This is a genomic window from Pseudothauera lacus (assembly GCF_003034845.1).
Lineage (GTDB): Bacteria > Pseudomonadota > Gammaproteobacteria > Burkholderiales > Rhodocyclaceae > Pseudothauera > Pseudothauera lacus.
On record NZ_PZKC01000001.1, the window covers coordinates 394,511 to 413,623 of the forward strand.

At 67.2% G+C, this 19,113-nt stretch carries 18 protein-coding genes; 3 read left to right on the forward strand and 15 right to left on the reverse strand.

The features are described from left to right. Positions 1-10: 10 nt before the first annotated feature. The 13 genes from C8261_RS01755 to ppsA form a co-directional block, all read right to left on the reverse strand. Positions 11-757, reverse strand: a complete 747-nt coding sequence (locus C8261_RS01755; protein ID WP_235864799.1) for an urease accessory protein UreH domain-containing protein — start codon at positions 755-757, stop codon at positions 11-13. Then, positions 754-1,797 carry a 4Fe-4S binding protein gene (locus C8261_RS01760; protein WP_107491919.1) on the reverse strand — a complete coding sequence of 348 codons (1,044 nt, stop codon included), beginning with the start codon at positions 1,795-1,797 and terminating at the stop codon, positions 754-756. Before C8261_RS01760 ends, C8261_RS01755 begins: the two co-directional genes overlap by 4 nt. A gap of 1 nt (position 1,798) precedes the next feature. Further along, positions 1,799-2,602 carry a hypothetical protein gene (locus C8261_RS01765; protein ID WP_181358802.1) on the reverse strand — a complete coding sequence of 268 codons (804 nt, stop codon included), beginning with the start codon at positions 2,600-2,602 and terminating at the stop codon, positions 1,799-1,801. 177 nt (positions 2,603-2,779) lie between these two features. After that, on the reverse strand, positions 2,780-3,574 hold the full coding sequence (locus tag C8261_RS01770) for a hypothetical protein (protein WP_146161629.1): 795 nt from the start codon (positions 3,572-3,574) through the stop codon (positions 2,780-2,782). 100 nt (positions 3,575-3,674) lie between these two features. Then, positions 3,675-4,142: a copper chaperone PCu(A)C gene (locus C8261_RS01775; RefSeq protein WP_107491922.1), complete on the reverse strand. Its 468-nt coding sequence runs from the start codon at positions 4,140-4,142 to the stop codon at positions 3,675-3,677. Positions 4,143-4,154: 12 nt separating this feature from the next. Further along, entirely contained in the window at positions 4,155-4,766 is a 612-nt protein-coding gene (locus C8261_RS01780; protein ID WP_107491923.1) for an SCO family protein, read from the reverse strand. Positions 4,767-4,789: 23 nt separating this feature from the next. Beyond that, positions 4,790-5,404: a Crp/Fnr family transcriptional regulator gene (locus C8261_RS01785; protein WP_235864800.1), complete on the reverse strand. Its 615-nt coding sequence runs from the start codon at positions 5,402-5,404 to the stop codon at positions 4,790-4,792. Between the two features lie 189 nt (positions 5,405-5,593). Beyond that, positions 5,594-5,986 (reverse strand): DUF2946 domain-containing protein, encoded by a 393-nt coding sequence (locus C8261_RS01790; RefSeq protein WP_181358803.1) that lies wholly within the window; start codon positions 5,984-5,986, stop codon positions 5,594-5,596. Between the two features lie 140 nt (positions 5,987-6,126). Then, a complete protein-coding gene (gene purL, locus C8261_RS01795) occupies positions 6,127-10,068 on the reverse strand; it encodes a phosphoribosylformylglycinamidine synthase (protein ID WP_107491926.1) in 3,942 nt (1,313 codons plus the stop codon). Between the two features lie 113 nt (positions 10,069-10,181). Beyond that, entirely contained in the window at positions 10,182-10,637 is a 456-nt protein-coding gene (locus C8261_RS01800; RefSeq protein ID WP_107491927.1) for a bactofilin family protein, read from the reverse strand. A 35-nt stretch (positions 10,638-10,672) separates the two neighbouring features. Continuing rightward, positions 10,673-10,987, reverse strand: coding sequence for a hypothetical protein (locus C8261_RS01805; protein WP_146161630.1), 315 nt, complete (start codon positions 10,985-10,987; stop codon positions 10,673-10,675). Between the two features lie 60 nt (positions 10,988-11,047). Further along, positions 11,048-12,016, reverse strand: coding sequence for a M23 family metallopeptidase (locus tag C8261_RS01810; RefSeq protein WP_107491929.1), 969 nt, complete (start codon positions 12,014-12,016; stop codon positions 11,048-11,050). 254 nt (positions 12,017-12,270) lie between these two features. Next, entirely contained in the window at positions 12,271-14,637 is a 2,367-nt protein-coding gene (ppsA, locus tag C8261_RS01815) for a phosphoenolpyruvate synthase (protein ID WP_107491930.1), read from the reverse strand. 128 nt (positions 14,638-14,765) lie between these two features. Here ppsA and ppsR point away from each other — a divergent pair, with 128 nt between their 5' ends. From ppsR to msrB, 3 genes are read left to right on the forward strand one after another with little or no spacing between them, the layout of a single operon-like run. Next, positions 14,766-15,599 carry a posphoenolpyruvate synthetase regulatory kinase/phosphorylase PpsR gene (ppsR, locus tag C8261_RS01820; RefSeq protein WP_107491931.1) on the forward strand — a complete coding sequence of 278 codons (834 nt, stop codon included), beginning with the start codon at positions 14,766-14,768 and terminating at the stop codon, positions 15,597-15,599. Positions 15,600-15,630: 31 nt separating this feature from the next. Continuing rightward, positions 15,631-16,800 (forward strand): DUF2863 family protein, encoded by a 1,170-nt coding sequence (locus C8261_RS01825; protein ID WP_107491932.1) that lies wholly within the window; start codon positions 15,631-15,633, stop codon positions 16,798-16,800. Positions 16,801-16,811: 11 nt separating this feature from the next. Further along, positions 16,812-17,219: a peptide-methionine (R)-S-oxide reductase MsrB gene (gene msrB / locus C8261_RS01830; RefSeq protein WP_107491933.1), complete on the forward strand. Its 408-nt coding sequence runs from the start codon at positions 16,812-16,814 to the stop codon at positions 17,217-17,219. Between the two features lie 123 nt (positions 17,220-17,342). Here the strand turns inward: msrB and C8261_RS01835 are convergent, their stop codons facing one another. Beyond that, positions 17,343-18,173: an alpha/beta fold hydrolase gene (locus C8261_RS01835; RefSeq protein WP_107491934.1), complete on the reverse strand. Its 831-nt coding sequence runs from the start codon at positions 18,171-18,173 to the stop codon at positions 17,343-17,345. Continuing rightward, positions 18,173-19,099, reverse strand: a complete 927-nt coding sequence (locus C8261_RS01840; RefSeq protein WP_107491935.1) for an alpha/beta fold hydrolase — start codon at positions 19,097-19,099, stop codon at positions 18,173-18,175. Before C8261_RS01840 ends, C8261_RS01835 begins: the two co-directional genes overlap by 1 nt. Positions 19,100-19,113 lie beyond the last annotated feature (14 nt).

Below are 19,113 nucleotides of genomic sequence, written 5' to 3' on the forward strand. Positions count from 1 at the left end.
TGAATGATCTTCAGATCAGAAGCAGACGACGCACCCCCAGGCCCAGCAGCACCAGGGCAGCGCCAGCACTCAGGAACCCGGCGAGCCAGCGGCGCTCTTCGACCAGGGTCCTGCCAAAACTGCCGAACAAAGGCAGCAGCACCAGCAGCGGAGAGAGCGCTGCACCGGTGCCGAACAACAATCCACTGCCCAGACCGCTCAGGGCGCTGCCGGACAGCGCACACACGGTGAGCAGCCAGCCCAGCGGCGCACACGGCGTCAGGCTCAGCGCAGCGCCGAGGAAAAAGGGTGGCAAGGCGTCGGCGCGGCGCGCCGGCGCGCACCCTGCCCCCGCGACTGCAGCGCGGGCCGCCGGGCGACGCGGATGAAAGTTGAGCGCAACGCCCTGCGGCGCCAGCAGCGGGCGCAGGCGCGGCAGCGCACCATGCAGCAACCAGACAGCGGCCATACAGCTCGCCAGGCCGATGGCAAGGTTGCCGGCGGGCCCGGTCAGCCAGCCGGCGAGCCGTTCTCCCGAGAGGCCGGCGAGCAGCCCGAGCAGGCCGTAGGCCAGCACCCGCCCGGCCAGGAAGGCCGTGGCATCACCCGCCGCGGCCTTGCCGCCGCGCCCCCGTCCCATCACCCAGGTACCGATGAAGGGCAGACAGGTCACCGTGCACGCGGTCAGCCCCATCGACATGCCGAGCAGAAAAGCCCCCAGAGCGCCGAGCGACTCACCCTCGGTGCCGACCAGCGGCATCAGCGCTTCGAAACTCACGACGCATCCCCGCCGGCCGGCTTGCGCACCAGGCGCACAGGCTTGACCTGGCCATCGGGCATCTCGGCGGCGATGCGCCGGCGGTAGTACTCGCGCGAGGAACGGAACAGTGTCAGCGGCGCAAAGCGGATGCGGATCACGTCATCGTCCGGACAGAACTCCGCGCAGCGCCCACACAGCGTGCAGTCATCGTGATAGGCCTGCCGCCCATGGCGCAGGTGTATCTCCGGGATATCCATCGGACAGGCCTTGGCGCACACCCCGCAGCTCTCGCACTTGGAATGTTCACGCTTGTCCAGACGGGTCAGGGAGAGGTGCTTGAAGGCTCCGTTGAGCGCCAGCATCGGGCAGATGCGGCAGAACGGCTGACGAATCGCCAGCGCACCGATGATCACGAAACCCATCAGGGTGTTGGCCAGCGCACCGAGCGCCAACGCCAGTCCGTCATGGGTGCGCAAGGCCAGCTCGTCGGTATTCGCAGTAAGCAGGGTGGTGACGATGCGCGACGGACAGACGTCGCAGTAGGGATTGCCGAGCCCGTGCGGCGCCACACCCAGGCCGGCCAGCAAGGGCAGCAGGAACACCAGCGCAAGAAGGATCAGCCACTTCAGCGGCCGCACCCTCCCCACCTTGTCGCTGGCGAGCCGGTGCATGGGCAGGCCGAAACGCCGGCCGAGGCGGTTGATCCATTCCTGCACGGTACCGAGCGGACACACCCAGCCGCAGAAGGCCTTGCCCAGAATCAGGAAGAACAGCAGAAAACTCGCCATGGTGAACACCAATGGCAGCACGATCTGAAAGGTCACCGCCTGGGCCTTGACGATGGCCTCGCCGACGCGGTGTTTCATCTGGTGCTGCAAGGGCACCAGCACGCAATAGCCGCCGTTGTGCTGATCGTAGGCACAGGACAGCGCCGGCAGGCGGGTGGTGATCTTGTCCGCGGTATAGGGACCGAGGATGTTGGCGCCCCAGACGGTGAGGAACAGCATGACCAGCTGAACCACTGTGCGTACGCGGGAGAGTGTCAGGGTAGCGGCCATCTCAGCCTCTCCTGCTGCGCAGCAAGGGCACTGCCAGCGCCATGCCGAGGAGCATGAACGCCACCCCGCCGGAGAGATCGCGCTGACGCATCGGATCAGGCCCGTAAGGGCCGTTGAAGGCGCTCAGGTGCTCGACACCATCGCGCTCGATGCGTGCGAAGAGGACAAAATCGGCACGCGCCTGGCGGCCCTCGCGATCAACCTGTGCAGGGTCGAAGTCACGCGGCAGCAGGACATCGATCACCCCCGCGGCATCGCTGTGGAATACCACGCGGGAACCCTGGGAGCTTTCGAGCACGACACGCACACCGGCGAGCGGCGCACCATCCATGCGCAGCACAAAGCCGTGGCGCGTACCTTCGCGGTAGGGGCCACGGTCCGGCAGATCGACCGGCATCAACTCCAGACCGCCGCGCACACGCCCCAGCACTTCACGTGGCGACGTCCCGGGAGTGGGAAAATTCCACCAGCTCGCCGCGCTGACGATGCGCCCGTCGGCCTGCTCGCGGGCAAACAGCAGGTGATGCGCACCGACATCCTCGCGCAGCGGCTCGACCCGCCCCCGCCCGTCGATCACGGCAACCTGCTCAGCATTCAGGCGCGTATCGGGCGCGATGACGGTGATCGCTTCGGCGGCAATGTTGTGCGCCTCGATCCACACCGCGGTGCGCCCCATGCGGGCACCGGCGAGCAACAGCGGGGCGCGCGTCCACGACGGCGTCGCGGACTCCCGTGCGTGCACAGCAGCGCCGTGGCCGCCACCGTGCCCTCCACGCTCCACCGCCGCAAATGCGGCACTGCTCATCAGTACGAGCAGACTCAACAGACAACAGCGCACCTGGCACCCCGACTCGCATAGCCCACAAGAGCCGGCATGCTATGCGTCCGAAGTACTACACCGCGAACCCCTTGATCATTGTCAATACGCTCAGACCCGACGGCCCGGAAGGCCCGAGCGCTGCGGCACAACCGCTACCGCTCATTACCCCTCTGCCGGCGGGTAGCGGCGTTTCCATGCCGACGCGGCGAGGCTGCACAGCAGCCGCTCATCCGCACCGGCCAGCATCGGCAGCCGGCCAAAGGGTTGCAGATCGCAGGCCTCCTCGTCTGGCGGCGTACGCTCGCCGGCCTGCCACGCAAGCTCGCGCTGCAGCGTCAGCAGGTCGACGACCGCACCCACCGCCGCGCTGCGGAAATGGCCATCATTGACCGGAAGATCGTTGCCTTGGTCGGTGCTCAGCCTGACGTAGGCCCACAGCTCCGCCGACTGCCCGAGGCGGATCACCTCATGCAGGTGCTCGACGCGACGCGCCGGCGCCTCGCGCCAGAGCATGTCGGCCAGCACCTTATGGGCGGCAAGCCGCACGGCCTGCCGGCGGTGGTCATCCCGCAGCTCTTCGTCGCCGGCAGCGACGACGCGCTCTGCGGCCATGCGGAGCAGCCTCCAGCGCTCATCCTGCGCCATGCTGTAGGCATTCCTGCAGATGAAGACGCAGTATTCGCTGGCAGCCAGATCACCGGCCTCGACACCGCGCTGCAGATCGCGCGCGGAAACCTTGGCGGCATGGTCCTCCGCAGCGTCCTTGATCATTGCGTAGGGCAAGGCCACCGGCGCGGCAACCACCATCAGGGCAAGCAGCTGCGCCTGACAGGCGGGCGAGGCGTTGGATGACAGAATACTGCAGTTGCTGGCGCATCCGGCAAGCAGGCTGCTGGCCAGAATGGCCGTGAAAAACGCTCTCATGATCTCCCCCCTCCTCATCTGGAGCGAGATCATGTCATATGCAAATAAAATTCAACAGGGTGATTGAAGGAACAGCCCCTGTGCGGGGCATCGGCACGCGCGCCACACAGGGAACCGAACCAGGCGAGCGCTCTCAGCGCTGGCCGTGGCGGTGCTGCATGGCACCGCCGCCGGCAGGCGTTGCCAGCGGCCTGGCGGGGGCCTGCAGTTCGATGCGTTCCTGCTGCCCCGCGGCGTTTTCGATGACCAGGGTCACCGGCACCACGTCGCCCTCCTTGACCTGCGCCTTGAGGTCGATGAGCATGACGTGGTAACCACCGGGCTTCAGCGCCACGGCCTGCCCGGCCGGCAGCGGCAGGGCGTCGATGGCGCGCATCTTCATGACCTCGCCTTCCATCTTCATTTCATGGACTTCGACAACGTCCGCCGCGGGCGATTCAGCGGCCACCAGGCGGGCGTCCTGCTTGGCGGTGAGATTCATGAACACGCCGGTGGCGCGCTGCTGGGGAACAGTGGCACGCACCCAGACGTCGCTCACCTCGACCTGGGCATGGGCAACGGCGGACATCGCCAGAATGGCGGCAAGGACGAGCTTTTTCATTACGGTATCTCCTCAGTGAGCGGGAAAGGACTGCAACAGCGTCTTCAGGTCTGCCGCCACGCTGGCGGCATCCTGCTGGTAGCCGACGGCAAGCCTGAGCTTGCCGGCAGGGTCGTACACATAGCTGGTGGCGGTATGGTCCATGGTGTAGGAGCCGCCAGTGGGCACCTTGCGGTAGAAGATGCGGAACTCGTCGGCCACCCTGCGGGTTTCCTCGACGTCGGTGTACAGACCGAGGAAATCCGCGCCGAAGGCGGCGGTGTACTCGCGCAGCACCTCCGGCGTGTCGCGCTCGGGATCGACACTGACGAAGATCACCTGGAGGCGCTCGCCATCGGCCCCGAGCATCTGCCTGACCTCGGCAGCGCGGATCAATGCCGACGGGCAGATGTCCGGACACTGGGTAAAGCCGAAGAACACCATCACTGCCTTGCCACGGAAATCCGCCAGCGTGCGGGTGCGCCCGTCCGGATCGGTAAGGGAGAAATCGCTGCCGAAACGCGCACCGGTGATGTCGGTGGCGTTGAAGCTCGGGCCCTGCTGCCCACAGGCGGCAAGCAGGATCGCGCCGAGCGCGGCGACAAGGCCGCGAAGCAGTGCAGAGAAGGTCGATGAAGCCGGCATGTACAACTCCTTGTCTTGACCGTTCAGCGTCCGGCCTCGCCCGCGGTGACATCGGGCACCCCGGCCTGCGCCTCGGCATAGTGCAGACGGACCTGGCGGCGCGGCAGCGCGGCGATCTCGCCATCCTGGCTGAGCTGGGAAATGGTGCGCGATACGGTTTCCACCTTGAGGTCGGTGATCTCGGCAATGTCGCGCAGACGGGGCATGACCACGCAGGGGTCGGGCTGCCTGAGTCCGTTGCCGGCGAGGAAGCCGAGCAACCTGCGCACCCGCGCCGCTGCCTTGCCGCCGCGCAGCGCGAGCACGTCGGCCATGCGCCGCTCGGCCGTCGCCAGGGCCTGCAGGAGCTTGTGCTCGCGCTCGGCAGCTGGGGCCTGGTCGTGACTCCAGGCCTCCAGCACCGAGGGCATCAAGGCTACCGCGGTATAGGTGTAGCGGCCCAGCAGCAGGGTTTCGGCGCCGATGACGTCGCCCACCCTGGCCAGGCCACCGAACTCGCGCTCGCCATCGCACTCGCGATCGAGACGCACCACCCCGCAGACCACCCGCCACGCCTGGCCAGTATCGCCGGCGCAGAAGACGGTCTCCCCGCGTCCGACGTGGATGCAGGAGGTCTGCGCCGCGGTGCGCCCGTCCACGCATGAGGTAAGGGACCGGAGCGCCGGTCCTGTCGCTACTGTGTCCATGAAAACTGTCCGCCCTGAGGTCGATTGCCGACTGCTGGAGCCTGTCCGCACGAGGCGGCAGGCACTGCCTTGCAGGCCGTCGCGGGCCGTCTCCCGCACTCCTGAAGGAGCGCGGCGGCAAGGCCACTGGCGACGACGGAGTCAGCTCAGGCGTGGCGGAGCCCGCGGCGCGGGCAGGACGACATCCGTCGGGCCCATCCGCAGCGGCACCCCGCTCAGCGGCAGTTGCTGCTGCGGCGAGGGCGATGCGGTATCGACGGCGGGCAGCGCCGCGGCCAGCGCGAAGCTGCCGGCATGGGCGGCGCAATAGGGACAGGCTTCGGCGAAAGCCTGCAGATCGGTCTGCGGATCGACTTCGGCCGCGGTGAGCGGGTTGACGTACTTCATGCCCGCAGCAGTACACACCTCCACCCAGCCGTCGATCTGTCCGCTGGCAAGCAGCGCACGACTGATCGTCGGCGTGAGCGCGCCGAGCAGCACTGCGAACAGTGCCAGCCAGGCGGTCAGACGAAGGCGGCGCAAGCTGAAGGGCATCGGCAAACCCGTGATCGGCAGGGAGGGCGACGAGGGCCGCGACAGGCACGACCTCATCATCGTGGAGTGGATTCTAGGGAGCGCACCCACCCCCTGCCATGATCCAGATCAATATTGATCCAGATCAAAAAACGCCGGCATCAGCCCAGCCACACCCGCGCATTGCGGAACATGCGCTGCCACGGCGAAGCGTCCGGGCTGGCATTCACCAGCGCCTGCGGCGCCCACGACATCTGCACTGTGCGCGCGGTGCGCTCGGGGTGCGGCATCATGATGGTGAAGCGCCCGTCGGCAGTGGTGAAGCCGGTCAGCCCGTCCGGCGAGCCGTTGGGGTTGAACGGGTAGCTCACCGCCGGCGCGCCGAGGTTATCCACGTAGCGCAGCGCCGCCAGCGCCTGCTGGCGGGCGGCCTCGTCCCTGAACACCGCCCTGCCCTCGCCGTGACTGACGACGATGGGCATGCGGCTGCCGGCCATGCCGGCGAGCAGGATGGAGGGCGACTCGGTGACCTCGACCATCACGAAGCGCGCTTCGAACTGTTCGCTGCGGTTGCGGTGGAAGGTGGGCCAGTGCTGCGCACCCGGGATGATGGGTGCGAGGTGCGCCATCATCTGGCAGCCGTTGCACACCCCCAGCGCGAAGGTGTCGGTGCGCGCGAAGAAGGTCTCGAACTGGCTGCGCAGCGCGTCGTTGAACAGGATGGACTTCGCCCAGCCCTGCCCCGCTCCGAGCACGTCGCCGTAGGAGAAGCCACCGCACGCGGCCAGACCGTGGAAGTCGGCCAGCTGCACACGGCCGGCCTGCAGGTCGGACATGTGCACGTCGAAGGGCGCGAAGCCGGCACGCTCGAAGGCGGCGGCCATCTCGGCGTGGGAGTTCACCCCCTGCTCGCGCAGGATCACCACCTTGGGGCGGGCACCCGCATTGATGAAGGGTGCGGCCACGTCCTCGGTGACGTCGAAGCTGGTGTGCACCGACAGGCCCGGGTTGGCGGCATCGGCCAGGGCGTCGAACTCCTCCTGCGCGCAAACGGCGTCGTCGCGCAGGCGGGCGATGCGGTAGCTGGTCTCGCTCCAGGTCTGCAGCAGTTCGGCGCGCGGCGCGGCAAAGAGCAGCTTGCCGTTGCGCCACAGGCGGATCTCGTCGCGCTCGTTGGGTTCGCCGATGAAGTGGTAGCTGAGGCCGGCGGCGCGCAAGGTTTCGGTGATGCGGCTGCGCTCGTCGCGGCGGATCTGCACCACCGCGCCGAGTTCCTCGGCGAACAGGGCCGCCAGGGCGCTGTCGGTGAAGCGCCCCTTGAGGGTATCGGGTTTCTTTTCCAGGCCATCGACGTCGTTCATGTGCGCGTCGTAGCTCACCGTATCCAGGGTCAGCGACACCCCGCAGCGCCCGGCGAAGGCCATCTCGGCGACGGTGGCGAACAGACCGCCGTCGGAGCGGTCGTGGTAGGCGAGCAGCAGGCCGTCGCGCCGCAGTTGCTGGACGGCGCCGAAGAAAGCCTTGAGCTGGGCGGCATCGACGTCCGGGGCGTGCTCGGCCACCGAATTCCAGGCCTGCGCCAGCACCGAGCCGCCGAGGCGGTTCTTGCCATTGCCCAGATCGATCAGCAGCAACTCGGTTTCCACGCCTTCGGGCAGCTGCAGCTGCGGGGTAAGCGTGTTGCGGATGTCGCGCACCGGGGCGAAGGCGGTGGCGATCAGCGACAGCGGCGCGACCACCTGCTTGTCCTCACCATCATCCTGCCAGGCAGTGCGCATCGACAGCGAGTCCTTGCCGACCGGGATGGACAGGTCGGCGGCAATGCAGAATTCCGACACCGCCTTGACGGTGTCGTAGAGCCTGGCGTCCTCGCCGCGGTGGCCGGCGGCGGCCATCCAGTTGGCGGAGAGCTTCACGTCACCCAGTTCGCCGATGTCGGCGGCGGCGATGTTGGTGATCGCCTCGCCGATCGCCATGCGCCCGGAGGCCGGCGCATCGACACAGGCCAGCGGGGTCCGCTCGCCCATCGCGAAGGCTTCGCCATTGAAGCCGTGGAAGCTCATCGCGGTGACGGCGACGTCGGCGACCGGCACCTGCCAGGGGCCGACCATCTGGTCGCGCGCGGTCATGCCGCCCACCGAGCGGTCGCCGATGGTGATCAGGAAGTTCTTGCTGGCCACCGCCGGCATGCGCAACACGCGGCGGCAGGCCTCGCCGACATCGATGTCGGTGAGGTCGAAGGGCGGCAGATGCACGGCGCGGCGCGACACGTTGCGGGTCATCTTCGGCGGCTTGCCGAGCAGCACCTGCATGTCCATGTCGACCGGCTTGTTGCCGAAGTGGCGGTCGCTGACGGTGAGGTGGCCGTCGGCCGTGGCGGTGCCGAGCACCGCGAAGGGGCAGCGTTCGCGTTCGCAGAAGGCGCGGAACATCTCCAGCGACTCCGGCGCGATCGCCAGCACGTAGCGCTCCTGCGATTCGTTGGACCAGATCTCGCGCGGGCTCATGCCCGGCTCCTCGATGTGCACCTCGCGCAGTTCGAAATGCGCGCCCAGACCGGCGTGATCGGCCAGCTCCGGCATGGCATTCGACAGGCCGCCGGCGCCCACGTCATGGATGGCGATGATCGGGTTCTTGTCGCCCTGCTGCCAGCAGGCGTCGATGACTTCCTGGCAGCGGCGCTGGATTTCAGGGTTGCCGCGCTGCACCGAGGCGAAGTCCAGATCCGCCGCGTTGGTGCCGGTGGCCATCGACGAGGCGGCCCCGCCACCGAGGCCGATCAGCATGCCCGGACCACCGAGCTGGATCAGCAGCGTGCCCGGCGGGAAGGTCGGCTTCTCGGATTGCTGCGCCTGGATGTTGCCGAGCCCGCCGGCGATCATGATCGGCTTGTGGTAGCCGCGCACCTCGCCCTGCACTGCCTGCTGGAAGGTGCGGAAGTAGCCGGCAAGGTTGGGGCGGCCGAATTCGTTGTTGAAGGCCGCCGCACCGATCGGCCCTTCGATCATGATGTCGAGCGCCGAGGCGATGCGCTCCGGCTTGCCGTAGGGCTTCTCCCAGGGCTGGGTAAAGTCCGGGATCTCCAGGTTCGACACCGAGAAGCCGGCCAGACCGGCCTTGGGCTTGGAGCCGCGCCCGGTGGCGCCTTCGTCGCGGATCTCGCCACCGGCACCGGTGGCCGCGCCCGGGAAGGGCGAGATCGCGGTGGGGTGGTTGTGGGTTTCGACCTTGGCGAGGATGTGGGTGCTCTCCTCGCGGAAGCGCCACTGGCCGTCGGCGTCGGGGTAGAAGCGGTCGACGGTGGCGCCTTCGATCACCGAGGCATTGTCCGAATAGGCCACCACGGTGCCCTGCGGATGGGCCTTGTGGGTGTCCTTGATCATGCCGAACAGGCTCTTCCCCATGGCCCGGGCGTCGATCACCCAGTCGGCATTGAAGATCTTGTGGCGGCAGTGCTCGGAGTTGGCCTGCGCGAACATCATCAGCTCGACGTCGGTGGGGTTGCGCCCCATGCGCACGAAGTTGTCCACCAGGTAGTCGATCTCGTCCTCGGAGAGCGCCAGGCCGAGTTCGCCGTTGGCCACTTCCAGCGCCGCACGGCCGCCGCCGAGGATGTCCACGGTGGTCAGCGGCTGCGGTTCGTAGTGGTGGAAGAGCGCCTCCGCCGCATCCACGGCGGGCAGCACCGACTCGGTCATGCGGTCGTGCAGCAGGGCGAGCACTGCCGCGCGCTGGGCATCGTCGAGCGGCTTGTGCGCCAGCGTGAAGGCGGTGCCGCGTTCGATGCGGACGATCTTGTCGAAACCGCACTGACGGGCAATGTCAGTGGCCTTCGACGACCACGGCGAGATGGTGCCCAGGCGCGGCACCACCACCAGCAGTTCACCGACCGGCGCCTCCACACTGGCCGGCAGGGCGCCGAGCAGGTCGATCAGGCGGGCGCGCTCACCGGCATCGAGGGCATCGGCAAGTTCGACGAAGTACCAGTGTTCGGCGCTGACGCCCTTGCACTTGGGCAGCACCTCGCCAAGCGAGCGCTGGAGACGTTGGAGGCGGGAATCGGACAGCGCCGCAGCGCCACGCAGCTTGAGGATTTCGGTCATTTGATCGACTGGGAGGAAGGACGCACGAGCCGGCTCGCCGGCGCTCGCTCTGACCCCTGGAGGCCAGAAGCGGAATTATACCCGAGCGCGGGAGCGCTCCCAGCCGCGGATCTTCAGCGCGCTGCAGCCTGCGCCGAAGAAGAGACCAGATCGACGATCTTGCCGTCGCCGCCACGCTCGTCGTCGGACTCGATATGCCCCTCTCCGGTGCGCTCCAGACGCCCCTCGATGGTGGCCCCGCATTCGAGCTGCAGCTGGCTGTAGGTGATGTTGCCGGAGACGCGGGCATTCGACTGCAGTTCGAGGAAGTGCTCGACTTCGATGTCGCCGGACACCGCGCCGTTGACCACCGCATCGTAGACCTTCACCCGCCCCTTGATGCTGCCCTTGTCACTGAGCACCAGCAGGCCGTTGGCGCCTTCCTTGTTGATCACGTTGCCTTCGATGCGCCCGTCGACACGCAGGCCGCCGGAGAAGACCACGTCACCGACGATCTCGACGTTGTCGGCAATCAGACTGGAGAGCTTGGTGACCTCGATGGACTTGGCGTGCGGTTTCTTGCGGAACATGATGCGCTTCTCCCGGTAGATGGCGGTGCACGGTTTCAGCGAGCCCTGCGTGCGCCGTCGGAATGTGAAGTATAGAAGCCCAGTTCGTGATTGAGGCGGCTGACCTGCTCATTGAGCTCGCCGACCTGACGTTCGAGCTCGCCGCGGGTGGCGCGCTCCATTTCGAGCTGGACACGATACTGATCGAGTTCGATGCGCAACTGGCCGTTGTCGTGTTCGAGCTCGGCCAGGCGGGCCGCCGGCGCAGCGCTGTCGACGACGTAACGCAGCGCCAGCCCGGCGAGCGCGACCACCACCGCGAACACCAGCCCCAGCAGCGCAAGCTTGCGCAGGCGCTGGCCAGGGGCCAACTCAAACGCGGTTGCTGTCAGGCGACGGGTGGAAAAGCCATTGAAGAAGGCCATCGGCGCTCAGGAGCCCGCCCGCACGAGGTAGTGCTTGGGGTCAACATGGCTGCCGTTGCGCATCACTTCGAAATGCAGATGCGGGCCGGTCGACCGCCCCGTCGAGCCCACCGCGGCGATGCGCTGTCCTGGCATGACCACGTCGCCGACGCGCACGAAGAGCCTGGAAGCGTGGGCATAGCGGGTCAGCAGGCCGTTGCCGTGATCGATTTCCACCATGTTGCCGTAATCACGGTTGTAAGCAGCGAACTTGACCCGTCCTCCGGCACTGGCGAGGATGGGTGTACCGGTCGGTGCCGGAAAGTCCACCCCGGTATGGCGGGCCAGCCTGCGGGTAAAGGGATCGAGGCGATTGCCGAAACCCGAGGTGATCGGACGCCCCTCAACCGGAACCCGGCTGGGGAAGGCCATGTGCTGAAGATTGCGTTCGGTGGCGGCACGATCGACAAGACTGAACGCCAGGTCAATGCGATCAAGCTGGTTTTCGAGTGCGGCAAGACCGATGCCGAAGTCGCCAACGGAGCCAGCTTGCGCGGCCTCATCAACGGTAAGGCCCACGGCCGGCACCAGCGGCCCGCCTGCTCCGGCACGCGCCGGAGCGGCACTGCCACGCGCGGTGGAGGCGGCGCCCTTGCCTGTGGCCGCGGGTGCGATCTGCTCTTCGAACTCCTGCAACACGCCTACGCGCTTGGCCAGCGTGGAGGCCTCGCTCTCAAGGCGGATCAGGCGGCCGGCGAGTTCGCCGACGCGATCCACCAGCACCCGCCCCTCGGCATGATCCAGCGTCACCGGCACGGCCTCGACGCCGCCACTGGCAAGCTCGGGCGCAGGGGCAGCCATGCGATAGCCGATTGCCATACCGCCGCCCAGCACGCCAAGCAGCACGGCACCCAGCGCCAGCCCCAGCATACGCGCACTGAGCGTATGCGTTCTGGAACGTGTCAGACCACCCGTGGAAAGAATGACAAACGCCATTCCCTAACCTCCTTGATGTCTCCCCACCCCTCCTGCAAGAAGCAGGCCGGAAGCCTTTCGGGGAGCATGACATGCGTACCGCGCTACCGCCCGGATGTCATCCGGAATAGCGGTATTGGCCGCATTTCATTTGCTCGAACACAAAAACGCGCCGAGTGTAACACTATTTATTACTAACGGTATTGATCAAAACAGACTTGAGGCTGGAATGCAGAACGGCGGCCAGGGCCGCCGTTCATTGATGCATCGCACAATCAGGACTTGCCGTGCGCCGCCAGCTTGAGCCAGGTATCGACAACCGTATCCGGGTTCAGCGAGATGGTCTGAATGCCCTCGTCCATCAGCCATTCGGCAAAATCGGCATGGTCCGACGGCCCCTGGCCGCAGATGCCGACGTACTTGCCCAACCTGTTGGCGCTCTGGATGGCCATCGACAGCAACTGCTTGACCGCCGGATCGCGCTCGTCGAAGGCGTGCGCCACCAGACCCGAGTCGCGGTCCAGGCCGAGGGTGAGCTGGGTCAGGTCGTTGGAGCCGATGGAGAAACCATCGAAGTACTCCAGGAAACGGTCGGCGAGGATGGCGTTGGAGGGGATCTCGCACATCATGATCAGCTTGAGATCGTTCTCGCCGCGCTTCAGGCCATGCTCGGCAAGCAGATCGACCACGCCGGCAGCCTCTTCGAGGTTGCGCACGAAGGGGATCATGATCTGCACGTTGGTCAGGCCAAGCTCGTTGCGCACCTTCTTCATCGCCGCCACTTCCATCTCGAAGCAGTCGCGGAAGCTGTGAGCGATGTAGCGCGAGGCGCCGCGGAAGCCCAGCATCGGGTTCTCTTCCTCGGGCTCGTAGATCTCGCCGCCGAGCAGCTTGCGGTACTCGTTGGACTTGAAGTCGGACATGCGCACGATCACCGGCTTCGGATAGAAGGCCGCGGCGATGGTGGCCACGCCTTCGACCAGCTTCTCGATGAAGAACTGCTTGGGCGTGGCGTAGCCGCGCGAGCGGCGCTTGATCTCGTCGCGCAGGCTGGCCGGCACCTGACCGAGGTCGAGGATGGCCTTCGGGTGGATGCCGATCATGTTGTTGATGACGAACTCCAGGCGCGCCAGGCCGACACCGCCGTTGGGGATCTGCGCGAACTCGAAGGCGAGTTCCGGATTGCCCACGTTCATCATGATCTTCACCGGGATGTCGGGCAGGTTGCCCATGTCGGTGGTGATGACCTCAAACTCCAGCTTGCCGCGGTAGACGTAGCCGGTATCACCTTCGGCGCATGACACGGTGACCGCGTCGCCCTCTTCCAGCACCTCGGTGGCGTTGCCGCAGCCGACGATGGCGGGGATGCCGAGCTCACGGGCGATGATCGCCGCGTGGCAGGTGCGCCCGCCGCGGTTGGTGACGATGGCCGACGCACGCTTCATCACCGGCTCCCAGTTGGGGTCGGTCATGTCGGTAACGAGGATGTCGCCGGCCAGCACGCGGTTCATCTCGGAGGCGTCCTTGACCACGCGCACGGTGCCGGCCCCGATCTTCTGGCCGATCGCGCGGCCGTGGGTGAGCGCCTTGCCGTACTGCTTGAGGCGGTACTTCTGCATCACATGACCGGCGGACTGGCTCTTCACCGTTTCCGGGCGCGCCTGCAGGATGTAGAGCTTGCCGTCGCCGCCGTCCTTGCCCCATTCGATGTCCATCGGGCGGCCGTAGTGCTGCTCGATGATCACCGCGTAGCGGGCCAGCTCCAGCACGTCCTCGTCGGTGAGCGAGAAACGGGTGCGGTCGGCTTCCGCCACATCCACGGTGCGCACCGACTTGCCGGCCTCGGCCTGCTCGGCGAACACCATCTTGATCAGCTTGGAACCCAGGTTGCGGCGCACCACGGCCGGGCGCCCCTGTGCCAGGGTGGGCTTGTGCACGTAGAACTCGTCCGGGTTTACCGCGCCCTGGACGACGGTCTCGCCGAGACCGTAGGAGGCGGTGATGAACACCACGTCGGAGAAGCCGGATTCGGTGTCGATGGTGAACATCACCCCCGAGGCCCCGGTATCCGAGCGCACCATGCGCTGCACGCCGGCCGACAGTGCCACCTCGGCGTGGGCGAAGCCCTTGTGCACGCGGTAGGAGATGGCGCGGTCGTTGTACAGCGAGGCGAACACTTCCTTCATCGCGTGAAGGATGTTGTCGTAGCCGTGGATGTTGAGGAAGGTCTCCTGCTGGCCGGCGAAGGAGGCATCCGGGAGATCTTCCGCGGTGGCCGAGGAGCGCACCGCGAAGCTGCCTTCGCCTTCGGCGGTGATCCTGTCGTAGGCCGCACGGATCTCGTGTTCGAGCTGTGCCGGGAAGGGGGTATCGACGATCCACTGGCGGATCTGCGCGCCGGTGCGGGCCAGCGCATCGACGTCATCCACATCCAGCGCGGCCAGTGCGGCCTCGATGCGCTGCGCCAGGCCGCCGTGGGCGAGGAACTCGCGGTAAGCGGCGGCGGTGGTGGCAAAGCCTCCCGGCACGCGCACGCTGGCCGGCAGCTGGCTGATCATTTCACCCAGGCTTGCGTTCTTGCCGCCGACTTCTTCGACGTCGGTCATGCGCAGCTCAGTGAAGGGGATGACGTAGCGGGTCATTGATTGGCCTTCCGAAATTGTTGGGGAGAAAGCAAAATAGAGGTGGAAGTTTAACCAATTTTGCTGCCCTGCCGCATCAGCGGGTTTGCCCCAATCCCCAAAGTGGTGCTCACGCACCACCCGCGACCATGCCCGACACCCCGCCCCGCACCGTATTCTTCATCTCCGACGGCACCGGCATCACTGCCGAAACGCTCGGCCACAGCCTGCTCGCCCAGTTCCCCGAGGCCAATTGCCGCCAGGTGCGGATTCCCTTCGTGGACGATCTCGACAAGGCCATCGACTGCGCCAGCCAGGTCCGCGAGGCCGCCCGCCAGGACGGCGTGCGCCCCATCGTCTTCAGCACCCTGGTAAATCCGGAGACGGTGGCCGGCCTGCGCCAGGCCGACGCGCTGTTCATCGATCTCTTCGAGCAGTTCATCGGCCCCCTGGAAACCGAGCTCGGCCAGCGCTCCACCCACGCTGTCGGCCGCTTCCACGGCATTGCCGACAGCAACGGCTACATGGCGCGCATCGAAGCGATCAACTTCGCCATGGCCCACGACGACGGCATCTCCTCCGACGGCGAGCTCGCCGAGGCCGACGTCATCCTGGTCGGCGTGTCGCGCTCGGGCAAGACCCCCACCAGCCTCTATCTGGCGGTGCAGTTCGGCGTCAAGGCCGCCAACTACCCGCTGATCCCGGAGGATTTCGAGCGCAACAAGCTGCCCGGCGAACTGCACCGCTACCGCAGCAAGCTGTTCGGGCTCACCATAGCGCCCGAGCGCCTCGCGCAGATCCGCCAGGAACGCCGACCGGACAGCCGCTACGCCTCACTGGAGAACTGCCGCTACGAGATCGACGCGGCGCAGAAACTGATGCGCCGCGAGAACATCCGCTGGCTGGAGTCGACCGCCAAGTCGATCGAGGAAATCTCCGCCACCATCCTGCAAGCCGTGCGCCTCAACAAGCCCGGCTACTGACACAACGCCAACGCAACGGAACACCACAGCCATGAAAAGAACGCGCCTCAAGCGCCGTGGCGGCCTCGGCCGCGACACCGAAGAACTGATCCGTCTGGCCGGCGGACTCGCCCAGTCGGGCAGCCGCGCGGAGGATCGCTACTGGGAGAACGGGCTCGCCACGGCCATCGACGAGCTGCTTGCCGACAGCGACGAGGACACCCTCGGCGCTGCCCTCGACCACCTCTACGGCAGCGATCCGCGCGCCTACGACGAACTCGCCGACTTCATCGAATCGCGCGCCGAAACCGCGCAGACCGGCGACGACGCCCACGACATCCTGCTGATCGCCGCGCCGGTGCTGGCGTGGTCGCGCTACAGCATCCCCGCGGCGACCATTGCGCCGGCCATCCTCGCCAACCTCAAGGTCCACCTGCAGGCCCACGTCCTCGCCGACCGCGTGCGCGTCGCCGTCGCCGACTTCCTCTTCAGCCCGGACCAGCTGCCGCAGGGCTACTGCGCCACTGCCGAGCTCGCCGGCGTCCTCGGACGCGCCGCCCTGGCCGGCCAGGACGTGCATGTGCCGAGCGAGGAAATGCCGGAGACCACCCATTTCCTCTCCGACACCCGCTACCTCCTCGCCGCTGTCGCGGCGCCGCGCGGCGCCGCCATCTTCCGCTGGCAGGAACCCGGCGCCAGCCGCGACCAGGCCCATGCGCAGTGGCGCGCCCAGGGCGGCGCCTGCCTGACCCCGCTGCTGCCCGGCTGCGCGCTGGAGGTGGTGCTGCCGGAAACCTACTTTGCCGCCAGCCGCAACGCCGACCGCGACAGCCGGCCATACTCGATCCGCGCCTCGGTGGCCTTCCTGGGTACCGCGCTGGGCACCCCGGCCGCCGGACTGCGGGCGGTGATCGCCCCCTTCCACGACCAGCATCTGGAGGAGTACCGCATCGGCTTCACCCGCCAGGGTCAGGACCAGGTCGTCCATGGCGTGGTCTGGCCGCTGCTCGGCGCCGAGGACGAAACCACCGACTGCGTGGCGCAGATCGAGGGCGTGCTGCGCGAATGCGGCGTGAACGAGGTGATCTTCCTCGACCACCGCTTCCCGCTCGAATACTGCGACGACTGCGGCGTGCCGATGTACCCGTCGCCGGAAGGCGAAGTCGTACATGCGGAGATGCCCGAGGACGACACCGAGCACATCCCCCGCCACCTGCACTGAGGGAGCCTCCGATGAGCCGCGAGATCGACAGGCCGGACGCCGAATGGCGCGCCCTGCTGAGCCCCGAGCAGTATCACGTGACCCGCGAACGCGGTACCGAACGCCCGTTCACCGGTGCCTACTGGAACCGCTGGGAGGCCGGCCGCTACCAGTGCGTATGCTGCGGCGCCGAGCTCTTCGATGCCGCCGACAAGTTCGATGCAGGTTGCGGCTGGCCGAGCTTTTCGGCCACCACCGCGGCCACGGCTATCGAGGAGCGCGAGGACCGCAGCCATTTCATGGTGCGCACCGAAGTGCTGTGCCGGCGCTGTGGCGCCCATCTCGGCCACGTCTTCGACGACGGCCCGCCGCCCACCGGGCTGCGCTACTGCATCAACTCGGCAGCGCTGCGCCACGCCCCGGAGGGCAAGGACGCTTAACCCGGCAACGAAATACGCTATTCCGTTCGCCCTGAGCCCTTCGGCTACGCTCAGGAGAGCCTTGTCGAAGGGCGTTCGTGCCGACTGGGCTTCGACAGGCCCGAACGGTATTTGATTGCCGGGTTAATAACCCTTGCCTGGCCCCTGCACGCGGACGACAAAGCGCGCGATCGCCTCGATCACCGCCTGCGGCTGATCGCGGTGCGGGGAGTGGCGACAGTCGGCCAGCGCCAGCAGCTCGGTATCGGCAACGTGCTCGGCAATCACCTCGATCTGCCGCAGGGTGGCGTATTCATCGTCCTCGCCCTGGATGGCGAGCACCGGGCAGGCAATTGCGGCAAGTTCGTCGACAATGTTCCAGGTGCGGAACGCCGGCATCTGCCAGGTATCGTTCCACGACAGGAAGACCCCGTCGGGATCGTCGTGAAAACGCCCCAGGCGGGCGCGCAGGTCGGTCAGCTCCCACATCTCGCGGGCCTTGCGGATGCCGGCGAGGGTGATGTCCTCGACGAACTCGTGCGGTGCCATCGCCACCACCCCGCGCACCCGCCGGCGCGCCCGGGCAGCGTGGATGAGGGCAATCGAACCGCCATCCGAATGGCCGATCAGCACCGGATCGTGGATCCCCAGCGCATCGAGCAGCGCCGGCAGTGCATCGAGGGCCTCGACATGCAGGTAATCGGTACCGCGCGCCTCGCCCTGGCGCACCGTGGAGCGGCCATAGCCGTAGCGCGAGTAAAGCAGCGCCGCACAACCGGTGGCAGCCGCCACACGGGCAGGAAAATCCCGCCACATGTCGATGCAGCCCAGGCCCTCGTGGAGGAACACCAGCACCGGCGCGTCATCGCGCAATGGCGCAATCCAGCGCGTCTCCAGGCGATGCGTGCCGACGGTGACGAAACGCAGCGCCTGGGGCAGCGCCAGACCGTCCTCCGGCAACAGCGTCGGGCGCATCAGTGCTCGCCCCCGTCCGCGGCGAGGAAGCTGCGCACCAGTTCGATCTGCGCATCGTCCATCAGCATCGGCGCGTGTCCGACATCGTCGATCTCGGCCAGTTGCGCACACGCGCCGCGCGCGCCCATGGCCTGATGGGTACTGCGTTCGAGGAGATCGGAGTGCGCGCCGCGGATGGCCAGCGTGGGGCAGGCAATGCGCTCGTACACCGGCCACAGGTCGACATCGAGCAGCACCGGCGCCTGGCGGAAGGCATCGCCGATGCCGGGATCGTAGATCATCGCGAAGCCGCCTTGCTGCGGGCGCACCGAATAGGCCGTGAGGTGCTTCCACTGCTCGTCGGTGAGCGGCCCGAAAGGTGCGCTGACCTCGCGGATATAGGCTTCCGCGGCCTCCATGGACGGGAACAGCGGCGCCCGCCCGACGTACTCGCCGATACGGCGCAGCGCAGTGGCGGTGATCAGCGGACCGACGTCGTTGAGCACCAGACGGGTGATCGGCGTGTGCGGCTGGCTGGCGATCAGCATGCCGATGATGCCGCCCATCGATGTACCCACCCAGTTCACGCTGTCCACCTCCAGGCGGGCCAGCAAGGTGATCATGTCGCCGACATAGAGCGGAAAACCATAATCGCCCTTCACGCCCAGCCAGTCGCTGCGTCCGCGCCCGACCACATCCGGGCATACCACCCGGTACTCGTCGGCCAGCGCACGGGCGAGATAATCGAAATCGCGCCCGTTGCGGGTCAGCCCGTGTACGCAGACCACCACCCGCGGATTGCGCGGATCGCCCCACTCGGTATAGGCCATGCGGTGCAGGCCATGCGGGCCCAGGCATTGCACGGACTTTTCGCGCATGCCGTGAAATGGCCGGCTGGGTGCCGGCAGCGGGGCAAAAAGACGTTTCAGTGCGGCAAGCAGGCTCATCGCTGGGGCCATGG

Bases quoted from the DNA above. Each gene is read 5' to 3' on its own strand.
- C8261_RS01760 (WP_107491919.1), bottom strand. From the start codon at position 1,797: ATGGCCGCTACCCTGACACTCTCCCGCGTACGCACAGTGGTTCAGCTG.
- C8261_RS01765 (WP_181358802.1), bottom strand. From the start codon at position 2,602: ATGAGCAGTGCCGCATTTGCGGCGGTGGAGCGTGGAGGGCACGGTGGC.
- C8261_RS01770 (WP_146161629.1), bottom strand. From the start codon at position 3,574: ATGATCTCGCTCCAGATGAGGAGGGGGGAGATCATGAGAGCGTTTTTC.
- C8261_RS01775 (WP_107491922.1), bottom strand. From the start codon at position 4,142: ATGAAAAAGCTCGTCCTTGCCGCCATTCTGGCGATGTCCGCCGTTGCC.
- C8261_RS01780 (WP_107491923.1), bottom strand. From the start codon at position 4,766: ATGCCGGCTTCATCGACCTTCTCTGCACTGCTTCGCGGCCTTGTCGCC.
- C8261_RS01790 (WP_181358803.1), bottom strand. From the start codon at position 5,986: ATGCCCTTCAGCTTGCGCCGCCTTCGTCTGACCGCCTGGCTGGCACTG.
- purL (WP_107491926.1), bottom strand. From the start codon at position 10,068: ATGACCGAAATCCTCAAGCTGCGTGGCGCTGCGGCGCTGTCCGATTCC.
- C8261_RS01800 (WP_107491927.1), bottom strand. From the start codon at position 10,637: ATGTTCCGCAAGAAACCGCACGCCAAGTCCATCGAGGTCACCAAGCTC.
- C8261_RS01810 (WP_107491929.1), bottom strand. From the start codon at position 12,016: ATGGCGTTTGTCATTCTTTCCACGGGTGGTCTGACACGTTCCAGAACG.
- ppsA (WP_107491930.1), bottom strand. From the start codon at position 14,637: ATGACCCGCTACGTCATCCCCTTCACTGAGCTGCGCATGACCGACGTC.
- ppsR (WP_107491931.1), top strand. From the start codon at position 14,766: ATGCCCGACACCCCGCCCCGCACCGTATTCTTCATCTCCGACGGCACC.
- C8261_RS01825 (WP_107491932.1), top strand. From the start codon at position 15,631: ATGAAAAGAACGCGCCTCAAGCGCCGTGGCGGCCTCGGCCGCGACACC.
- msrB (WP_107491933.1), top strand. From the start codon at position 16,812: ATGAGCCGCGAGATCGACAGGCCGGACGCCGAATGGCGCGCCCTGCTG.
- C8261_RS01835 (WP_107491934.1), bottom strand. From the start codon at position 18,173: ATGCGCCCGACGCTGTTGCCGGAGGACGGTCTGGCGCTGCCCCAGGCG.
- C8261_RS01840 (WP_107491935.1), bottom strand. From the start codon at position 19,099: ATGAGCCTGCTTGCCGCACTGAAACGTCTTTTTGCCCCGCTGCCGGCA.